Raw genomic sequence first — 16,591 nt, forward strand, 5'->3', positions numbered from 1 at the left:
CGCCGGCGATGCGGTGTTATGCTCCGCCCCACCTGGTTTGTTCTACTCCGTGAAGGAGCAGCGTTGGAGACCCACCCGGGATTGTTCCGTGCCACCCTGGGCCGGTCCGTCGCCCTGCTCAGCGGTTTCCGCAAGGAGCAGAGCGACCCGGACTTCTTCTACGGCATGCTGGCCAGGGACACGGTGGCCCAGCTCGCCTCCTACACCGAACTGGACGGCGCGCTCGTCGCCGACGTCGGCGGCGGCCCCGGCTACTTCACGGACGTGCTGCGGGCCGCGGGCGCCCGGCCGGTCTGCGTGGACTGCGACGCGGGCGAGATGATGGCCCGCCAGGGCGCCGCTCCGGAGGGCGCCGTGCTGGGCAGCGCGCTCGATCTGCCGCTGGCGACCGGCTCGGTGGACGTCTGCTTCTCCTCCAACGTGCTGGAGCACGTGCCGGAACCGTGGCGGATGGCCGACGAGATGGTCAGGGTGACCCGTCCCGGCGGCGTGATCTATCTGTCCTTCACCAACTGGCTTTCGCCCTGGGGCGGTCACGAGACCTCGCCCTGGCACTACCTCGGCGGCCACCGCGCCGCCGAACGCTACACCCGCAGGTACGGCAAGCCGCCCAAGAACCGCTACGGCGAGAGCCTCTACCCGGTCTCGGTCGGCGCGGCGCTGCGCTGGGCGAAGCGACAGCCGGACGCCACGGTCCTGGACGCCCTGCCCCGCTACCACCCGCGCTGGGCGACCCCGGTGATCCACGTTCCCGGGCTGCGCGAGATCGTGAGCTGGAACCTGCTGCTCATTCTGCGCCGCCACTGACCGCCTCCTCCGGTACCGCCATGCCGAGCACCACCGCGCGCAGGCAGACCCCGTCGTCCCGGACCGAGATCCGTACCGGCCCCGAGACGGCCCCGGCCGGCAGGTAGACCCGGTCCCGGTCGGCCCTGAGCGGGACCTCGGTCCGCCGCCCGTCCCTGAGCACCGTGGCGCGCGTGTCCCTCGGCACCCGGTAGTCGATGCGGAGGATGTTCCCCTCCTGCCCTGCGGGCAGGTCGGCGACGGCGGTGCGGTCGCTCAGCGGGAGACAGCCGCCGTCCCGGGCCGCCGCCCGGGCGCCTAACACGGCGGCGGGCACCAGGTGGCCGCGATCGTCGAAGGTCACCGCGCGGTGAGCCGCCCCCGGGTACCTGATCCGCTCACCGAGGGCGCCCTCGGCGAGCGGGCTGAGCGCCCGGGAGGTCAGCCGGTCCTCGACGGCCTGCCAGGGGAAGAGCATCCGGTCGGGTATCAGCGAGGGGTAGACACCCGTCTGGGGGTCGAGCCTGGCCAGGTCCGCGCGGGCCGCGTCGAAGTAGGCGCGGTTGCGCTCGCCCGGCAGCCCCTGGGCGAACCCCGCGGCCGACACCAGGGTGAGCGCCAGGTAGGCGCACGCGGTGGGAAGGACGAACGGTGAGACCACGCCGTTCCCGGGCGAGTCCCGCCCCGGAGGGTCGGCTTTCCGCCACGGCATCAGGGCCAGGGCCAGGCAGACGGCGAGCACCGGCGTCGCGTCGGCGATGTAGCGGCTCTCGAAGGCGTGCTGTGCCGACCCCGACCGGCTGAACATGATCAGCAGTGCGTCCGCGACCAGCAGGTAGCCCACGGCCAGTGCCCAGGCACCGGCCGCCTCGGGGCGCCTGCGGCAGGTGCCCACGACGACGGCCGCCAGGACCAGCCAGGCCACGATGACCTCGACGGCCCGGTGGGCGACCAGGGGACCCGCCGTGGTCTCCGCCCCCCAGCTCAGCGGGCCGCCCACGAGCAGTGTCGGCACCGTGCCACCGAGGAAGCCCCCGAGGTACTCCATGGCCGTGTAGAACTCGGGGAGCACGAACCCCTTCCCGCCGCTCCGTCCCGAGGCCAGCAGGTAACCGGTCAGATAGCCGCCGCCCAGCACCAGGTAGGCCGACCAGAGCCCCCAGTGCCTGCGCACCGCCCCGACCAGGCCGTGCTCGCGTGCCAGCAGCAGCACCGTGAACAGCAGCAGCACCGGCGGGATGAACACCGCCTTCTCGAAGAAGAGCAGTCCGGCGCACGTCCAGGCGATCCCGGCGACCGCGTGCCCGGCGCGGCCGGTACGGATCAGCAGCAACTGGGAGCGGATCGCCATGATCATGGCGATCTGCAGCGGCAGGATGTTGAGCGCCGCCGCGAACCAGGTGCCGACCTGGAAGTTGGCGGGGGCGAACAGAAAGAGGGTGAACGGGACCAGGATGAGCGGCCTGGCACCGCAGATCAGCCGCAGCAACCGGTAGAGCGCCAGGGCCGTGCCCGCGTACAGCGCCATGATCACGACCGAGACCAGGCCCCAGTCGTAGGCGGAGATCGCCGTCAGGGCCCGGACCAGGGCGAGGGCGCCCGGCATCAGATGGCCGATGTGCACCCGGAACAGGTGATCCCAGCCGAAGGGCTCGGCCAGAGCCCTGCCGACGAAGACGATGTCGTCCTCGGCGAAGTAGGAACGGCTGAGCAGCCATCCCTTGACCACGAGCCCCGCGAGCAGCAGGAACAGCGCCGCGACCGTGAGCCCGTGCCGCCGCGCGAACGGACCGCGCCCCCAGCCGGGCAGCCGCAGTTCCACCTCCACCTGGCCGCCGCTCATCCGCGCTCACGCTCCGGTACGGCACCGGCGGCCTTGGGAGGCCACACCCGCTCCATGAAGACGCCGGCGGACTGAGCGGGCTCGGCCGGCCCCGGCCGCCCCGGACCGTCATCGGCGCCGGCATCGGCATCGGCAGGCTCCGGAGCCCGGGGTTTCCTACCGGGACGCAGGCCCCAGAGGACCAGCAGGAGGCCGGCGACGAGGAAGACAGCGGGCAGCAGGTCACGGACGACGAGGACCCAGCGGGTGAAGGCGCGGACGTCGGAGACCCTGGCGTCGACGTCCTCCTCGGACATCACCAGGTCGGCCCGGAGACTCTCCTTGCGCTCGATGCCGTCGGGGGTGCGCAGGCCCTGGCGGTGTTGTTCCTCCGCCTTCACGGTCAGGCCGCTCTCCGGCTCGACCCAGAGCGTACGGGTCACCTGGGCGTAGCGGGAGACGCCGATGGCCCGCCAGGCCGGCAGGCCCAGCACCTTGCCGGGGAACTGCTCGGGGAAGTCCTCGATCTTCACCGGGCCGGCCGTGTAGGTGTAACGGTAGGTCCGCAGACCGTTGATCTGCTCCTGGCGCTCGTAGCGGAGCGGGACGGCCAGCCGGAGCGTGGTGTCGTACATCGGGTACGAGCGCGGCTCGGCGCGGAACGGCAGGCGGAAGGCCAGGCCCGACTGCCGGGCGTCGGGGTCCTCGTCGACATAGCTCCCGCAGCAGTCGACGGCCATCCCGGTACGGCGGTCGAAGGCGGTCCGACGCTCGTGGTAGTCGATCCGCTTCCCGGTGTCGGTCGTCAGTGAGGTGGACTCCACCCACACCGCCGTACCGGCGTTCCCGGCCCCCGCGTCCCCGCTCAACGTCGTGGTGGACACCAGACGGACACCGGTGTGCGAGGTCAGCATGCCGGTGTCGAAGTAGTCGGCGGCCGGCGCGACCATCTGGTAGGTCCTGCCCTGCTCCAGCGGCAGGACCAGCACGCTCTCGTAGACGTAGAAGCGGAACAGCGCGGCGAGCGTGAGCAGGAAGGCCCCCGCGCCCGCGAACACCGTCCGGGGGATACCGGCCCGGGTCACCGGCCCACCACCATCGATTCGGACTCGGACTCGGACTCGGGTTCGGGTCGCCGGGCCGTCCCGCGGCGCGGCGGCTCGGGCGCCTCGGCCGCGGCGCGATCGGGAAGCCAGGCCGTCAGCCAGGCGAGCGCCAGCAGGCAGAGCACCTGCGGCACGACACCGGTCAGCGGCCCGGTGAACACCTCGGTCGCGTCGACCCCGCCGTACCGGGTGCCGACGGCGAGCGCGAGACCGGCCAGGCCGGCCGGCACGACCAGTGCCCAGGGCGTGGCCGCCACGCCCGCCAGGCCGGGGAGCACACCGAGACGGGCGTGCCTGGCCTGGGCCACCGCCCCCAGCCAGGCGAACAGGACCGCCGCCCCGGTGACGATCACGACGCCCGCGAAACCTCCGGTCCACAGGCCGAGGAGCGGGACGAACGGCCAGACCCAGAGCGCCCGGATCGCGGCGGGCCCCGTCCCCGGCGACCGGGCGGGACGGGCGGGACGGATGAGCGCCAGCGCCACCACCAGCAACACCAGCGTCCAGCCGCCGACCAGCGCCGTTCGGTAGGCGGAGTCAGGTTCGTAGCGCATGGTCACGACGCCCTGGCCCGAAGGCAGTTCCCATGCCTGCCGCCAGCCGTCCAGCCTGACCGGCTTCAGTCGCCTGCCGTCGAGATACGCCTGCCAGCCGACGTTGTGGTTCTCGTTGACCACCAGGTAGGAGGGGGTCGTGCTGGAGACCTGGACCCGGCGCTCTTCCTGCCCCCACGCCCGCACGGTGGCGGGCGTGGCCGTGACCGCGTCCCGGGCGCCGTCGTCGGACGTCCGCACCACCATCGACTCGATCCTGAAGGCGTCGCTGGGGGAGGCGCTGATCCGCGCCTCTCCCGCGCCCAGCTCGACCGGCTCGCAGGTCCGGTAGCCGAGCGGGCGGGCGTTGACCACGTCGTCCAGCGTGCCGCCGACGATCTCGGTGGCCGCCGGGTTGCCGTTCACGGTGAGCGTGGGACCGTAGCCGCAGGGCAGCCTCAGCGGGAAGGTCCGCAGCGAGCCGAGCGGCTTCACCCCCGGGATGGTGATCTCCGACACCTCGATCGACCGGGACGCCGGGGCGGTGAAACCGATCTCCAGGCGGTCGGTGCGGATCGGTGCGAAGGAGACGCGCCCGTCGGAGCCGACCCAGCCCTGCGCGGTACGGCCGCCACCGCGCACGCTCACCTTGATCGGCGGCTGCCCCAGGAACGAGTCGGGGAAGAGGACCATGAGCTGCGAGATCGTGGTCCTCTTGCCGAGCTTGACGGTCAGCGTCGGGTGGCGGTCGGTGGTCTGGGCGTACCAGGCCGTGTCCAGGTCACCGTCCATGGCCGCGCGGCCGAGCACGGCCGGATGGTCGACCAGCGTGGAGGAGGCGCTCACCTGGGGGTAGACACCCGCGACGGTGGTGAGCAGCTGAGCGGAGGCGGGGTCGGTGAGCACCGTCCTGCCGGTGACGACGCGTTCCCCCGCGTCCTGGACCGTGAAGGTGCGGTCGAAGCCGGAGCCGTCCTCGCCGGTGATCTCCAGGGACGGCGAGCAGGTCCAGGTCGCCGAGCCGTGCATGCACGGCGACGCGGACCCCTGGCGGGTCAGCAGCACCGTGCCGGGATCCCGCTCGCCGTCGGCGGGAACGACGATGCTGCGCGTCGCCCGCACGCCGGGAATCGCGATCTCGGTGATGCCGACCCGGGTGCCGACCCGCGACGCGGGCTCCGAGACCAGCTTGGTGACCCGGATCCGCAACCGGGAGGTCTTGCCGGCCGGCGGGTTCAGCAGCTGCGGTTCCGTCGAGTCCGCGACCGGCACCAGGCGCGTTCCCGCGTCGGTCTCCAGGGCGACCTCCGCCACGGCGGGTCCGAGCCCGTCCCTCTCGAACGCGACGGTGATCTTCGGCATGTCGACGGGCTCGACGAGGCGCACCTCCAGCCACTCCCCGACGGCTCCGCTCCAGCCGTCGGAGCGCCATCCGGTGCGCGGGTCGACGTCGAGCGCCGCGTACGGCTGCCGCCCGGGGTCGCGCCGGTCGGCGGCCCCGATCCGCGACTCGGCGGAGGAGGCCCGCACGTCAAGGATGCTGGCGTAGCGGGCGGTCGCGGTGGCGGCGGTCCAGGCGGGGTCGGTGAGGTCGCTCTCCCTGCCGCGTTCCAGCGGCTGGTCCTCGGTGAGCGTGGCGGTGCCGATCCGGCGCAGGTCGCCGAAGATGATCTCGCGGCGGCGCAGCGTGTCGGTCATCACGGTGTGCTCGGGGGACGTCGCGCCCGCGCCCGGCTCGTCACCGACCACCATGGGCCGGTCGTCGTCGAGCAGGCCCTCCTCGGCCAGGGCCAGCGCCGCCTCCGGGGCCCCGGTCACCCTGAGGGTTCCCTCGCGGGGCACCGTGGCGACGAGCGGCGCGGGGTCGGGGACCGCGTAGACCTCCAGCGCCTGGTAGGGCTGCTCGAACCAGCCCGCGGCCGTCGTGCTGGCCCTGGTCCCGAGCTCCGGACCGAAGGCGGCGACCCGTTCCAGGCCGGTGGACTCGGCGATGGTCTCGTGCACCCGGGCAGGCCAGGCGGTGCCCAGGCTCTCCCTGGCCAGGTCGTTGCGGACGAGCAGGTAGCTGACCCCCATCCGGCGCAGCGCAGAGGTGAGCCCCGGCGAGCCCCGGCCGGTGGCGAAGCGCTCGTCCACCGCCTGGATCAGCCTGGCCAGTCCCGGAGATCCCCAGGGGACGTTGGTGTGGGTGGCCCAGCGCACGGTCAGCAGCGACTGCATCGGCTCGTCCATCGGGCGGCCCCACAGGTACTCGCCCCGGCGCGATCCGGGGGCGGCCAGCACCATGCCGTCCCCGGTGTTCCGGTTCAACCAGGTCGCCGCGTCCCGCCAGTAGGAGGGCACGTCCTCGAACGCGCCGGCCGGGGTCGTGCCCACGGTGGCGACGGGCGACGCGGCGAGTGCGACGAGGACCGCGGACGCCGCGAGGACGGGTCTGCGCAGCCGCGCGGGACCGGCCAGCGGCAGGGCGGCCAGACCGAGGGCGAGCGGGAGCCGCAGTAGCGCGTCGAACTTGTGCAGGTTGCGGAAGGGCGCGAGGGGACCGTCCAGCAACGCCCTGACCTGCTCGGTCCACGGGTGGGCGAGCACGTCGGCGTGGCCGGCGGAGACGATCACGACCCCGGCCAGCAGGCTGATCGCGAGGAATCCCCGCTCCGGGGTGGAGCGGGCGGCGATCCCGACCAGGCCGAGTCCGGCGACCAGCGCGGTCAGCGCGATCATCACGGGCCCGGTCGCCTGCTCGAACGCCGCGGGCAGGAACGCCGCCCCGTCGACCGGCAGGAACGCGATCCACCCCGAGGTGCCGCGCAGGACGTTGATCAGCGAGGTGACGTGCGTGGTGGCGTCGGCGGTCTCGATGAAGGGCAGGAAGGAGAAGATGTAGCGGCCCATCACCAGCAGGGGCAGCAGCCACCACATCGACACCGCGCCCACGCAGCCCAGCCACCACAGCAGCAGGTGCCTCCTGCGGGGTCCACGCTCACGGGTCAGCAGGTACAGCAGCGGCACGACGAGCACGGCGAGCACGGCCACCGCGTTGATTCCGCCGGCGAACAGGAAGGCCAGCGCCGACAGGGCCGCCGCCCTGCGCGGGCTCGCCCGCTGCCTGGCACCGTGCACGAGCGGCAGCAGGATCCAGGGCAGCACCGCGCTCGGCTGGAACTCCGAGGAGTTGACCCCGATCAGCGTGACGGCGTGCGGCGCCAGGGCGTAGGCGAGCCCGGCCAGTACGCGGGTGGCGGGGGTGCCGATGTCCATCGCCCGGGCCACCCGCTCGACACCGACGAACGCGGCACACAGGACCAGGGTCATCCACAGGCGCTGGATGTTCCAGGGGGGCATGTCCAGCGCCTCGAAGAGCGCGTAGAACGGGCCCATCGGGAACAGGTAGCCGTGCGCCTGGTTCTGCAGGTGACCGAAGAACGCACCGTCCCACAGGTGCAGCGCCCGGGCGAGGAAGCCGAGGGGGTTGAGCGCCATGTCGAGCTTGGTCTCGGAGATGACCTGGCCGGGCGAGGTGTTGAACGCGATGGCCCCGAGCAGGAGGCAACCGGCCAGCAGGTGCAGCCGGTGTCGAAGCCGGGCGGGCCCGGTGTCCGTGCTGTCAGGGGTCAATGCGGTGCTCAAATGGGGTCGGTCTCACCCATGGCGAGATGGAGGTCGGAGGTCCTGACCGGCGAGCTCACAGCGCTCACGGGCTGCTGTCGACGGGCGGCTACCGTAAGCTCTGTGGCGATAAGTCTGGTTATAGTAGCGCCAGTTCTTCCCCAGGTGAACTCGCCCGCCCAGGTCCGGCAAGCCTGCTGGATCGCCGCGCGCCGCACGGGGTCGGCCAGTTCCCCGATCGCCCGGTCCACCGCGTCCGCGAGCGTCTCGCCGTCCCGGACCAGCCAGCCGGTCACCCCGTCCTTGATCGAGTCACGCAGCCCGGCGACGTCGTAGGCGACCGTGGGCACGCCGAAGGCGGCCGCCTCGATCACGGTCAGCCCCCAGCCCTCGAACTCCGAGGCGGTCACGTTCAGCAGGGCCGAGCCGAGCACCGCGTTCTTGTCCGGCTCGCTGAGGAATCCGTGCAGGTGCACACGGTCGGCGACACCCAGTTCGGCCGCCACCGCCGCGAGGGCGCCGGACTCGGGCCCGCGGCCCACCACGTGTACCCGTAGCCCCGGACGGCTCTCGGCGAGCTCGGCCGCCAGGCCGACGACACGGTCGACCCGCTTGTGGCCGACCAACCGGCCCAGGTACACCACGGCGGGGTCGCCGGGCAGGGGATGCCTCGCGACCGAACGGGCCGCCGGGCTGCCGTTGGGGACGACCTGGATCGGGGCCAGCCAGCGCAGCCTGGCGCGGAGGTCCGTCCTGGAGGACTCGGAGACCGTGATCGTGGTGCGGCGGCGGTAGAGCAGCCGGGCCACCGGCCCCTCGATGAAGCAGCCGATCCTGGCCAGCCAGGAGGGCAGGAAGGCGTGGAACTGCCGGTCGTGCACGTGATGCACCAGGCAGATCACCGTGGTGCGGCGTCGTACCACGAGGGGGGAGAAGAACGGGATGCCGTTCATCGAGTCGACGACCACGTCGAAGCGGCGGCGGTGCAGCAGCAGCCAGAGCGGCACGAGCAGGTAGACGAGGTAGCGGTTGCCCATTCTGCGCAGCTCGACGTCGTTGCGCCGTTCGGCTCTGGCCTGGCCGGGCTCACGGCCGGTCACGAAGTGGACCAGGGCTCCCTGGGCGATCAGGTAGCGGCTTACCTGCCAGGCGTACTCCTCGGCGCCGCCGGCTGCCGACTGCTGTGGCTCGCGAAAGTTCAGCACCGCCACCCGGACCCCGCGCAGGGACGTCTCGGGGGTCTCGGTGACCTCCATGCTCAGGTTGGGCCACGCTGGGTTGAACAGACGGGATCCGGCGTTCACGTTCCCGCCGGAAAAGGCCACGGTGTCGGCCACACTGTCTCCTCGGTCCTCTACGGCGACGCGCGCCCGACTCGGGGCATGGCGGAGCCACGCTCCGTACTGCCCATTGGTGATCAGCCTGAGCGGCTGGGAAAAGACCGCGTCCGAGGGGCCCTTGTCCGGCCCCTCGGATCACCTGTCGCCGTAGTTGTACAGGGGCCGGTTGGGCGGCTCCGGTGTGGGGGCGGCCACGTTCACCACTGCCACGGAGGCACCTACCGCAAGCACGGTGCCAACGGCCAAGGCTGCGATCACTCGTAACACTGAGCTCTCCCTCCAGAATGCGGACAGTGTGCCGAGAGTAGAACGTGATTCATCTCATAAGCCATAGCTTTGGGGAAAATGTGACAAATAAAGTTACCCCCGGGTAGTGCGGAGGTCCGGGGATACCCCCAGCTCAGGAAGGTGCGTCCAGGCGCAGCAACCGGAGTTCGGGCCCGCGGAAGACGGTCGCGGCCCCACGGAACGGGTCATCGCCCCCCGGGATGTGGAACGGGTTGTCACTCCCATGAATAAGAACATAACGGACATTTAGCCCTGATAGTGCCGCTATCCGCCCAGCCGGCTCGACGCCCAGCGCCGCCTCCACCTCGGCGGAGGCCGGATCCTCCGCCGCGACCCGCAGTCTGTCTCCGCCGGGCAGCCCCACCAGCAGCGCGTCGTTCCAGAGCACCCGGCGCCGGAACATCTTGGTCGCGGGGTCGAGGATCACCCGGTCACCGTTCCAGCCGAACGCCCGGTGCGCCCCCCACGGCAGCGAGAGCAACGCCCCCGGCGCGGGGTCGGCGTTCACGATCGCCTGGACCTCTCGCCACTCGTCCGGGTAGTCCACCGCCGACAGCCTGCCGAACGCGCCGAGGGCGAAGGTGGGCAGGACCAGGACCGGGACGGCCACCGCGACGGCCGCGACGGCACGCGAGTTCCAGCGCGCGACGACCGCGGCCAGGCCCACCGCCTGCAGCAGGACGAACGGGGCGAGGTACAGCTGCCCGTCGCGGAGCGGCCCGAACCCGGGCCACCAGCCGATCAGGCCGCCCAGCACGCCGGGGGCGAAGGCCCCCGTCAGCGCCACCGCCAGCCCGGCCACCGCCGCCACCGCCAGCCCCGCCCGGGGCTGCTCCACCGCCCCGGCACCGTGGCGCGCCGGTGAGCCCGGCAGACGGGCGAATCCCCAGACGGCGACCGCGGCGAGCAGCAGCCGTACGATCGCCGACCACCAGGTCTCCTGGCCGGGCAGGACGGCATGGGCGTTCCAGATCCCACCGAGCGAGAGCAGGCTGCCGACCGTACCCAGTGGGCCGTCGGCCCTGGCCGCGAACGCCCAGGCCCCGGCCGGATCGGTCACGGCCCGGCTGCTCAGCGCGGGCACCAGCCAGGGCAGGCTCAGCACCGCCATGACCAGCGTGACCTCCAGCACCCGCCGGACCCGCACCCTCCCGGCGGGCGTCACGAACCTTCCAGCGGCCGTCACCGTCACCGGCCCCGTCACCGTCGCCGTCGCCGCCGTCGCGAGCAGGGCGGGCGCGGCGACCAGCATCGCCTGGAATCCGCCCACCGCCGCCGGGAGCAGCGCGGCGACCAGCCGCGACCGCCCGCCGAGCGCCACCGCGCGCACCGCCCAGGGCAGTCCCGCGACCCCCAGCAGCAGTGCCCACTGGCCGAGCAGGAGCCGCTGGGCGAGGTAGGCGTTCCAGCTGTAGAAGGCCGCCGCCGCCAGCCGGGGCCCCAGCCTCCGGGAGGGCGCCAGCGCGGCCGCGCCGGACGCGGCCAGCACGAAGACACCCAGCAGGACGACCTTCTGGACCACCTGTTCGGGGACGACCCGGGACAGGAGCGCGACCACCAGGTCACTGGGCACCGCCCGGGGAAACCCCTCCCCGGGCAGCATCGGCGGCGGGTCGGGCACGAACACCATGTCGTACCTGAGCACGAATCCCGGTCCCAGCGCGGGCCAGAGCGCGAGCAGCCCGAACAGCAGGCCGAGCAGGGCAGGGGCGAACCGCTTCGCCGTCTCGCCCCACTCGCCGCCCATGCTGACCGACTTTATGTGCTTGCTCCGGATATACGTGCATATATCCGGAGCTGTGGACTACTTACCCGGCTCGGGGTCGCGGGGCAGGCCGAGCATGCGCTCGCCGATGATGTTGAGCTGCACCTCGGTGGTGCCGCCGTAGATCGTCATGGCGCGGGTGGCGAGCACGGCGCGGTTCCAGTAACCGGCGTCGCCGAGCTTCATGTCGGCGGCGACGACGGCCGAGGGCCCGAGCAGCGAGATCGCGCACTCCGAGACGTGCTGGGCATGCGAGGTGGACAGGAGCTTGCGGACCGAGGCGTCGGCACCGGGCTCGGCGCCGGTCAGCTGCTTCAGGGTCACCCGCAGGCCGAGGGCGGAGATCGAGTGCCCCTCGCAGACGACCCGCGCCAGCTCCTGGCGCTCGGCGGCGGTCAACTCCCGGCCGAGGCGCCCGGCCAGGCCGAGCAGGTCGGGAACGGACGCGCCGGTGCCGCCCGAGCCCCCCGAGAGCGAGACCCGCTCGTTGGACAGGGTGTTCCTGGCGACCTTCCAGCCCTGGCCCACCTCGCCGACGACCAGCTCGTCCGGGACGAACACGTCGTCGAGGAAGACCTCGTTGAACAGGTTCTCGCCGGTCATCTCGGTGAGCGGCCTGACCGTGACGCCCTGGGCCTTCATGTCGACGATGAAGTAGGTGATGCCCTCGTGCTTGGACCCCTCCGAGGAGTTACGGGCGATGCAGATGCCCCACTCGGCGACGTGCGCCACCGAGGTCCAGATCTTCTGGCCGTTGAGCCGCCAGCCGCCCTCGACCTTCTCGGCCTTCATCTGCAGGGACGCGAGGTCGGAGCCGGCGCCGGGCTCGGAGAAGAGCTGGCACCAGATCATCTCGCCGCTCAGCGTGGGCGGCAGGAAGCGCTCCTGCTGCTCGGGGGTGCCGTACGCGGCGATCGACGGCACCACCCAGGCACCGATGATCATCTGGGGCAGCTTGACCCTGGCCGCCTTGAGCTCCTGGAAGATGAGCACCTGCTCCAGCGGCTTGGCGTCACGGCCCCACGGCCTGGGCAGGTGCGGCATGACGTAACCGGCCTTGGCCAGCGCCCGCTTCTGCTCCTTGCCCTCCAGTGCGGCGAACGCGGCGACCTCGCCCCGGATGCCCTCGCGCAGCTCGGCGGCCTCCTCGGGCAGCTCGATCTCCAGCTCCCTGCTCACCCCGTTCAGCGCCAGCTCGGCGACCACCTCGGCCCACTCCGCCGAGGAGCCGAGCAGGGCGCGCAGGGTCAGCGCGCGGCGGTAGTACAGGTGGGCGTCGTGCTCGTAGGTGTAGCCGATGCCGCCGAAGATCTGCACGGCGTCCTTGGCACAGAGCACGGCCGCGTCGGGGGCGACCACGCCCGCGATCGCGGTGGCGTAGGCCAGCTCGTCCGCCGAGACGTCGCCACCGTCCGCGGCGCGGGCGGCGTCCCACACCGTCGCGCGGGCCTGCTCCAGAGCGACGAGCATCCGGGCGGCCTTGTGCTTGACCCCCTGGAACTGCCCGATCGGACGGCCGAACTGCACTCGGACCTTGGCGTACTCCGCGGCGGCGGTCACGCACCACGAGGCGACGCCCGCGGCCTCGGCCCCGAGCAGGATCACTGCCAGGTTGTGGACCTCGGAGGCCTGCAGCCCGTCGAGAACCCGACCGGCCGGTACGGTGACCGCGTCCAGCTCGACCTTGGCCACGCCCCGGGTGAGGTCGAGCGAGCCGACCGGCGTCACGGTCGCCGCGGAGGCGTCCACCGCCACCCACTCCTCGCCGCGGTCGGTGCTCACCGGGAGCACCAGGATGTCGGCCAGCGCGCCGCCCAGCACCAGATCCGCGGTGCCGCCGATCGTCAGAGCGCCGTCCTCGCCTCGGGTGGCGGTGATCGAGGAGAACGGCGCGACCGCACCGGTCAGCGTGCCGTCGGCGAGGCCGGGCAGCAGTTCGCCGTGCGCCTTGCCGTCGGAGGCGAGGATCGCGGCGCTGGCGAGCACCGTGGGAACGTAGGGCCCGGGGGCGACGCGCTCGCCGAGGGCCTCAACGGCGACGGCGGTCTCCAGCAGGCCGTAACCGCTGCCGCCGTGCTCCTCGGGGATGTGCAGGCCGAGCAGGCCCTGGTCGGCCAGTCCCGACCAGAAGCCGGGGCGCTCCTCACCCTCGGCCGCGATGGCGGCACGCACGACCTCGGACGGAATGTTGCGCTCCGCCCATCCGGTCACCGATTCCCGGAGCGCCTCGTGCTCCTCGCTCAATCCGATCGCCATGACAGCCTCCAGCCGCGATTCAATGACAGAATCATATTCTAGAAGGTGCTTCCATCACAACGCGCGAATCCGCCCCCGGTACGCCGATGATCACAAAAGGCCCGGCTCACACAGAACAGACCTGGCCGCAGGGGTGCGTCAGAGCGCGCGGACGCTCGCCATCACGGGGGCGATGTCGGCCCAGAGCCGCTTGCGTGTGTCGGGCACGGTCACGAAGAGCACCGAGGGCTTGCGGCGGCCGACGTCGATCACCGCGAGCGCCGCCCGGGAGGTACGTTCCTTGCCCTCGACCTCGTAGGTCACCCGGTAGGCGAGCACCCACCCCTTGCCGGTGGCCAGGCGCTGCGAGGCGGTCCAGGTGACCTTGCCTCCCTCGGGATGGTGGTTGCGGATCGTCCACTTCACCGCGCTCAACGCCGCCTTGCGGTAGTCGGCGTCGCTCTTGAGCGGCTTGGCCGGGGTGGCACCGGGCAGGGGTCCCGAGGCGATGACCGTGCGCGGCAGTCCGGCCGGGCCGACCTGCTGGCCGGCGGAGAACGACGGCACGGCCTTGGCGGCCCACGGCTTGCCCAGGCTGGCATAGGTCACCGCGGATTTGGTGTCGGTCACCGCGCCCAGCACCACGCTCGGTGTGCCCGGCAGCGCCTTCAGCGCCGTCGGGTCCGGCAGGGCGGGCAGCGTGATCGGAGACACGGTCGGCGAAGGCTGCGCCGTGGGCGCCGCACTCCGGCGGGCCCCCACCGGGTCCGAGGGCTCGTCGCCGGAGAAGAGTACGAAGATCAGAACCACGATGACGCCGGTGATGACGGCGGCGCCCAGGCTGTAGGCGACCCGGATCGGGATGTCGCCGATCCGCATCAGCAGGCCGCCGGACCTCCGGCCCGCTCCGCTCGGCACGCCGGGACGGACCTGCCCGGCCGGCCGACCCTGCGCCCCCGGCTCGCCGAACACACCGGGCCGCTGCGACGCGCCGGGCCACCCCGTCGCGACCCCGCCGTCCGCCCTGCCCTCCGTGCCCGCCCGACCGGAAGTGCCGGTCTGACCGGAAGCGCCGGTCCGGTCGGAAGTGCCGGTCTGACCGGAAGCGCCGCTCCGGTCGGGACGCCAGGGGCCCGCGGAGCCGCCTATCTGCCTGACCGGGATCGTCCCGAGTCCACCGGACTCGCGCACCTGGTCGGTCTCCGCCCCCGGATCGTCCACCCCGTCCCCGGAAGTCGCGTCGGAACGGCCGGAGCCGGGCGGCGAGTAGGGGAACGATCCAGATGGCATTGGTCTGGAGACCAACACGGTCTCCTCACCGTCTCCGATGGGAAATCTTCTGGGCACCCGGGGGCTGATGACCGAACCGTCTTCAGCGGGAATGGCGGGAATGGGGGCCGTGGGCGCGTCATATGAGGGGATATATCTCTCGTTAGAGCGCCCGGAGGGGTTGCCGCCGACGTCCGCCATACGCGTCAGGGTATGTCACCTGGGAAAGATTCGACGCATCGTCGTTTATTACGCTTCGGCCACGGGATGTGCATCAGTCCAGGTAACCCCCCTTCCCCTTCCATGAACAGAATCTCATTCTGTAGGGTCGCGCCTATGAAGGGCTTCTACGAGATCGCAACGGCCGACCCCGGACGCGTCGCCGTCGTCGCGAACGACAGCGTGACCTACGGCGAGCTGCACGATCGGGTCAACCAGGTCTCGTACGGCCTTCTGGCACGCGGTACCCGACCCGGCGACGCGGTCGTGACGGTCCTGCCCAACGGGATCGACGCGATCACGATGATGCTCGCGACGTACCAGATCGGCGCCTATCACGTCCCGGTGAACTGGCACTACACCGCCGAGGAGATCGGCTACGTCATCACCGACTGCGCCGCGCGGGTGGTGGTCGGCTCCGAGCGGTACGGGCACGCCGTGCCGGGCGGGTTCGTGGAGACCGGCGTCCTCGCCGAGGGGCGGCCGACCACCCCGCCCGAGGGGCGTAGGGCCGGATCGATGATGCTCTACACCTCGGGTACCACCGGCAAACCCAAGGGCGTGCGGCGACGGCTGATCGAGTTGCCCCCGGAAGGCCTCCATCCGATCCTGATGCGCAAGAGCTGGCGGCATTTCGGGCTCGAATCCGGCGGGGTGCACCTCCTACTGTCACAGCTCTACCACTCCGCACCGTACGGGCAGACGATGATGGCCCTGCACTTCGGCCACACGGTGGTGGTGACCGAGCGGTTCGACGCCGCGGAGACACTGGCGCTCATCGAGCGGCACCGGGTGACCAATGCTTTCATGGTGCCGACCATGTTCCACCGGCTGCTGGCCCTGCCCGCCTCCGTCAGGACAAAGCACGATTTATCATCGTTAACACGTCTCTTTCACGGCGCTGCTCCCTGCCCGCCCGCCACCAAGCAGGCGATGATCGACTGGCTCGGCCCCGTGCTGTGGGAGTACTACGGCTCGACCGAGGCCGCCGTGGTCACCATGGTCTCCTCGGCGGAGTGGCTCCAACGGCCCGGCACGGTCGGCCGGGCCATCGACGGCATGGAGTTCAGCATCGTCGGCGACGACGGCGACGAGCTCCCGCCCGGCGAGCCGGGCCTGGTCTACATCGGCGGCATCAACCGCTTCGAGTACCACCAGGACCCGTCCAAGACCGCCTCGGCGATGCGCGGCCACCTCTACACCCCCGGCGACATCGGCTATCTGGACACCGACGGCTACCTGTTCCTCTGCGACCGGCGCACCGACCTGATCATCTCCGGCGGGGTCAACATCTACCCCGCCGAGATCGAGGCGGTGCTCCAGGAACACCCCTCGGTGGCGGACGTCGCCGTGATCGGTGTACCCGACCCCGAATGGGGCCAGCGCGTCGTCGCGCTGGTCCAGCCCTCGGCGGACGCCGTGCCCGGCGCGGACCTCACCGGCGAGTTGCTGGCCCACTGCGCGAGCCGGCTGGCACGCCTCAAGCACCCCCGGGTGATCGAATACCGTGACCGGCTGCCGCGCACCCCCACGGGCAAGCTCAGCCGCAGCGGCCTGCGTGAGACGTATCTTCCTGCCTGAGCTGGGAAGATACCCATGCATGGGACGATCAAAGACAGGCG

The 16,591-nt window shown here is 71.8% G+C and carries 9 protein-coding genes; 2 read left to right on the forward strand and 7 right to left on the reverse strand.

Annotated features, from left to right (window positions below; all coding sequences use genetic code 11):
- Positions 1-63: 63 nt before the first annotated feature.
- Entirely contained in the window at positions 64-807 is a 744-nt protein-coding gene (locus IG98_RS0106840; protein WP_030907132.1) for a class I SAM-dependent methyltransferase, read from the forward strand.
- On the opposite strand, the gene IG98_RS0106845 is transcribed toward IG98_RS0106840, so the two are convergent.
- The 7 genes from IG98_RS0106845 to IG98_RS0106875 all read right to left on the reverse strand — a co-directional run bounded on the left by IG98_RS0106845 (position 788) and on the right by IG98_RS0106875 (position 14,786).
- Positions 788-2,629, reverse strand: a complete 1,842-nt coding sequence (locus IG98_RS0106845; protein WP_030907134.1) for a hypothetical protein — start codon at positions 2,627-2,629, stop codon at positions 788-790. The genes IG98_RS0106840 and IG98_RS0106845 overlap by 20 nt on opposite strands.
- Positions 2,626-3,693, reverse strand: coding sequence for a cell envelope lipid trafficking protein PgfA (pgfA, locus tag IG98_RS46625; RefSeq protein WP_051751699.1), 1,068 nt, complete (start codon positions 3,691-3,693; stop codon positions 2,626-2,628). Before pgfA ends, IG98_RS0106845 begins: the two co-directional genes overlap by 4 nt.
- Positions 3,690-7,874: an alpha-(1->3)-arabinofuranosyltransferase domain-containing protein gene (locus IG98_RS0106855; RefSeq protein WP_084195169.1), complete on the reverse strand. Its 4,185-nt coding sequence runs from the start codon at positions 7,872-7,874 to the stop codon at positions 3,690-3,692. Before IG98_RS0106855 ends, pgfA begins: the two co-directional genes overlap by 4 nt.
- Entirely contained in the window at positions 7,871-9,190 is a 1,320-nt protein-coding gene (locus IG98_RS0106860; protein ID WP_084195170.1) for a glycosyltransferase family 4 protein, read from the reverse strand. Before IG98_RS0106860 ends, IG98_RS0106855 begins: the two co-directional genes overlap by 4 nt.
- 403 nt (positions 9,191-9,593) lie before the next feature.
- Positions 9,594-11,228: an MmpA family trehalose lipid delivery protein gene (locus IG98_RS0106865; RefSeq protein ID WP_051751701.1), complete on the reverse strand. Its 1,635-nt coding sequence runs from the start codon at positions 11,226-11,228 to the stop codon at positions 9,594-9,596.
- Positions 11,229-11,285: 57 nt separating this feature from the next.
- Entirely contained in the window at positions 11,286-13,502 is a 2,217-nt protein-coding gene (locus IG98_RS0106870) for an acyl-CoA dehydrogenase family protein (protein WP_030907145.1), read from the reverse strand.
- Between the two features lie 138 nt (positions 13,503-13,640).
- Entirely contained in the window at positions 13,641-14,786 is a 1,146-nt protein-coding gene (locus IG98_RS0106875) for a hypothetical protein (RefSeq protein WP_157594183.1), read from the reverse strand.
- Positions 14,787-15,086: 300 nt separating this feature from the next.
- Here IG98_RS0106875 and IG98_RS0106880 point away from each other — a divergent pair, with 300 nt between their 5' ends.
- The gene (locus IG98_RS0106880) at positions 15,087-16,550 is read left to right on the forward strand and encodes an AMP-binding protein (RefSeq protein WP_030907150.1); all 1,464 of its coding nucleotides are present in this window, start codon (positions 15,087-15,089) and stop codon (positions 16,548-16,550) included.
- Positions 16,551-16,591: the final 41 nt, after the last annotated feature.

It is taken from the genome of Streptosporangium amethystogenes (genome assembly GCF_000721075.1).
Classification (GTDB): Bacteria; Actinomycetota; Actinomycetes; order Streptosporangiales; family Streptosporangiaceae; genus Streptosporangium; species Streptosporangium amethystogenes.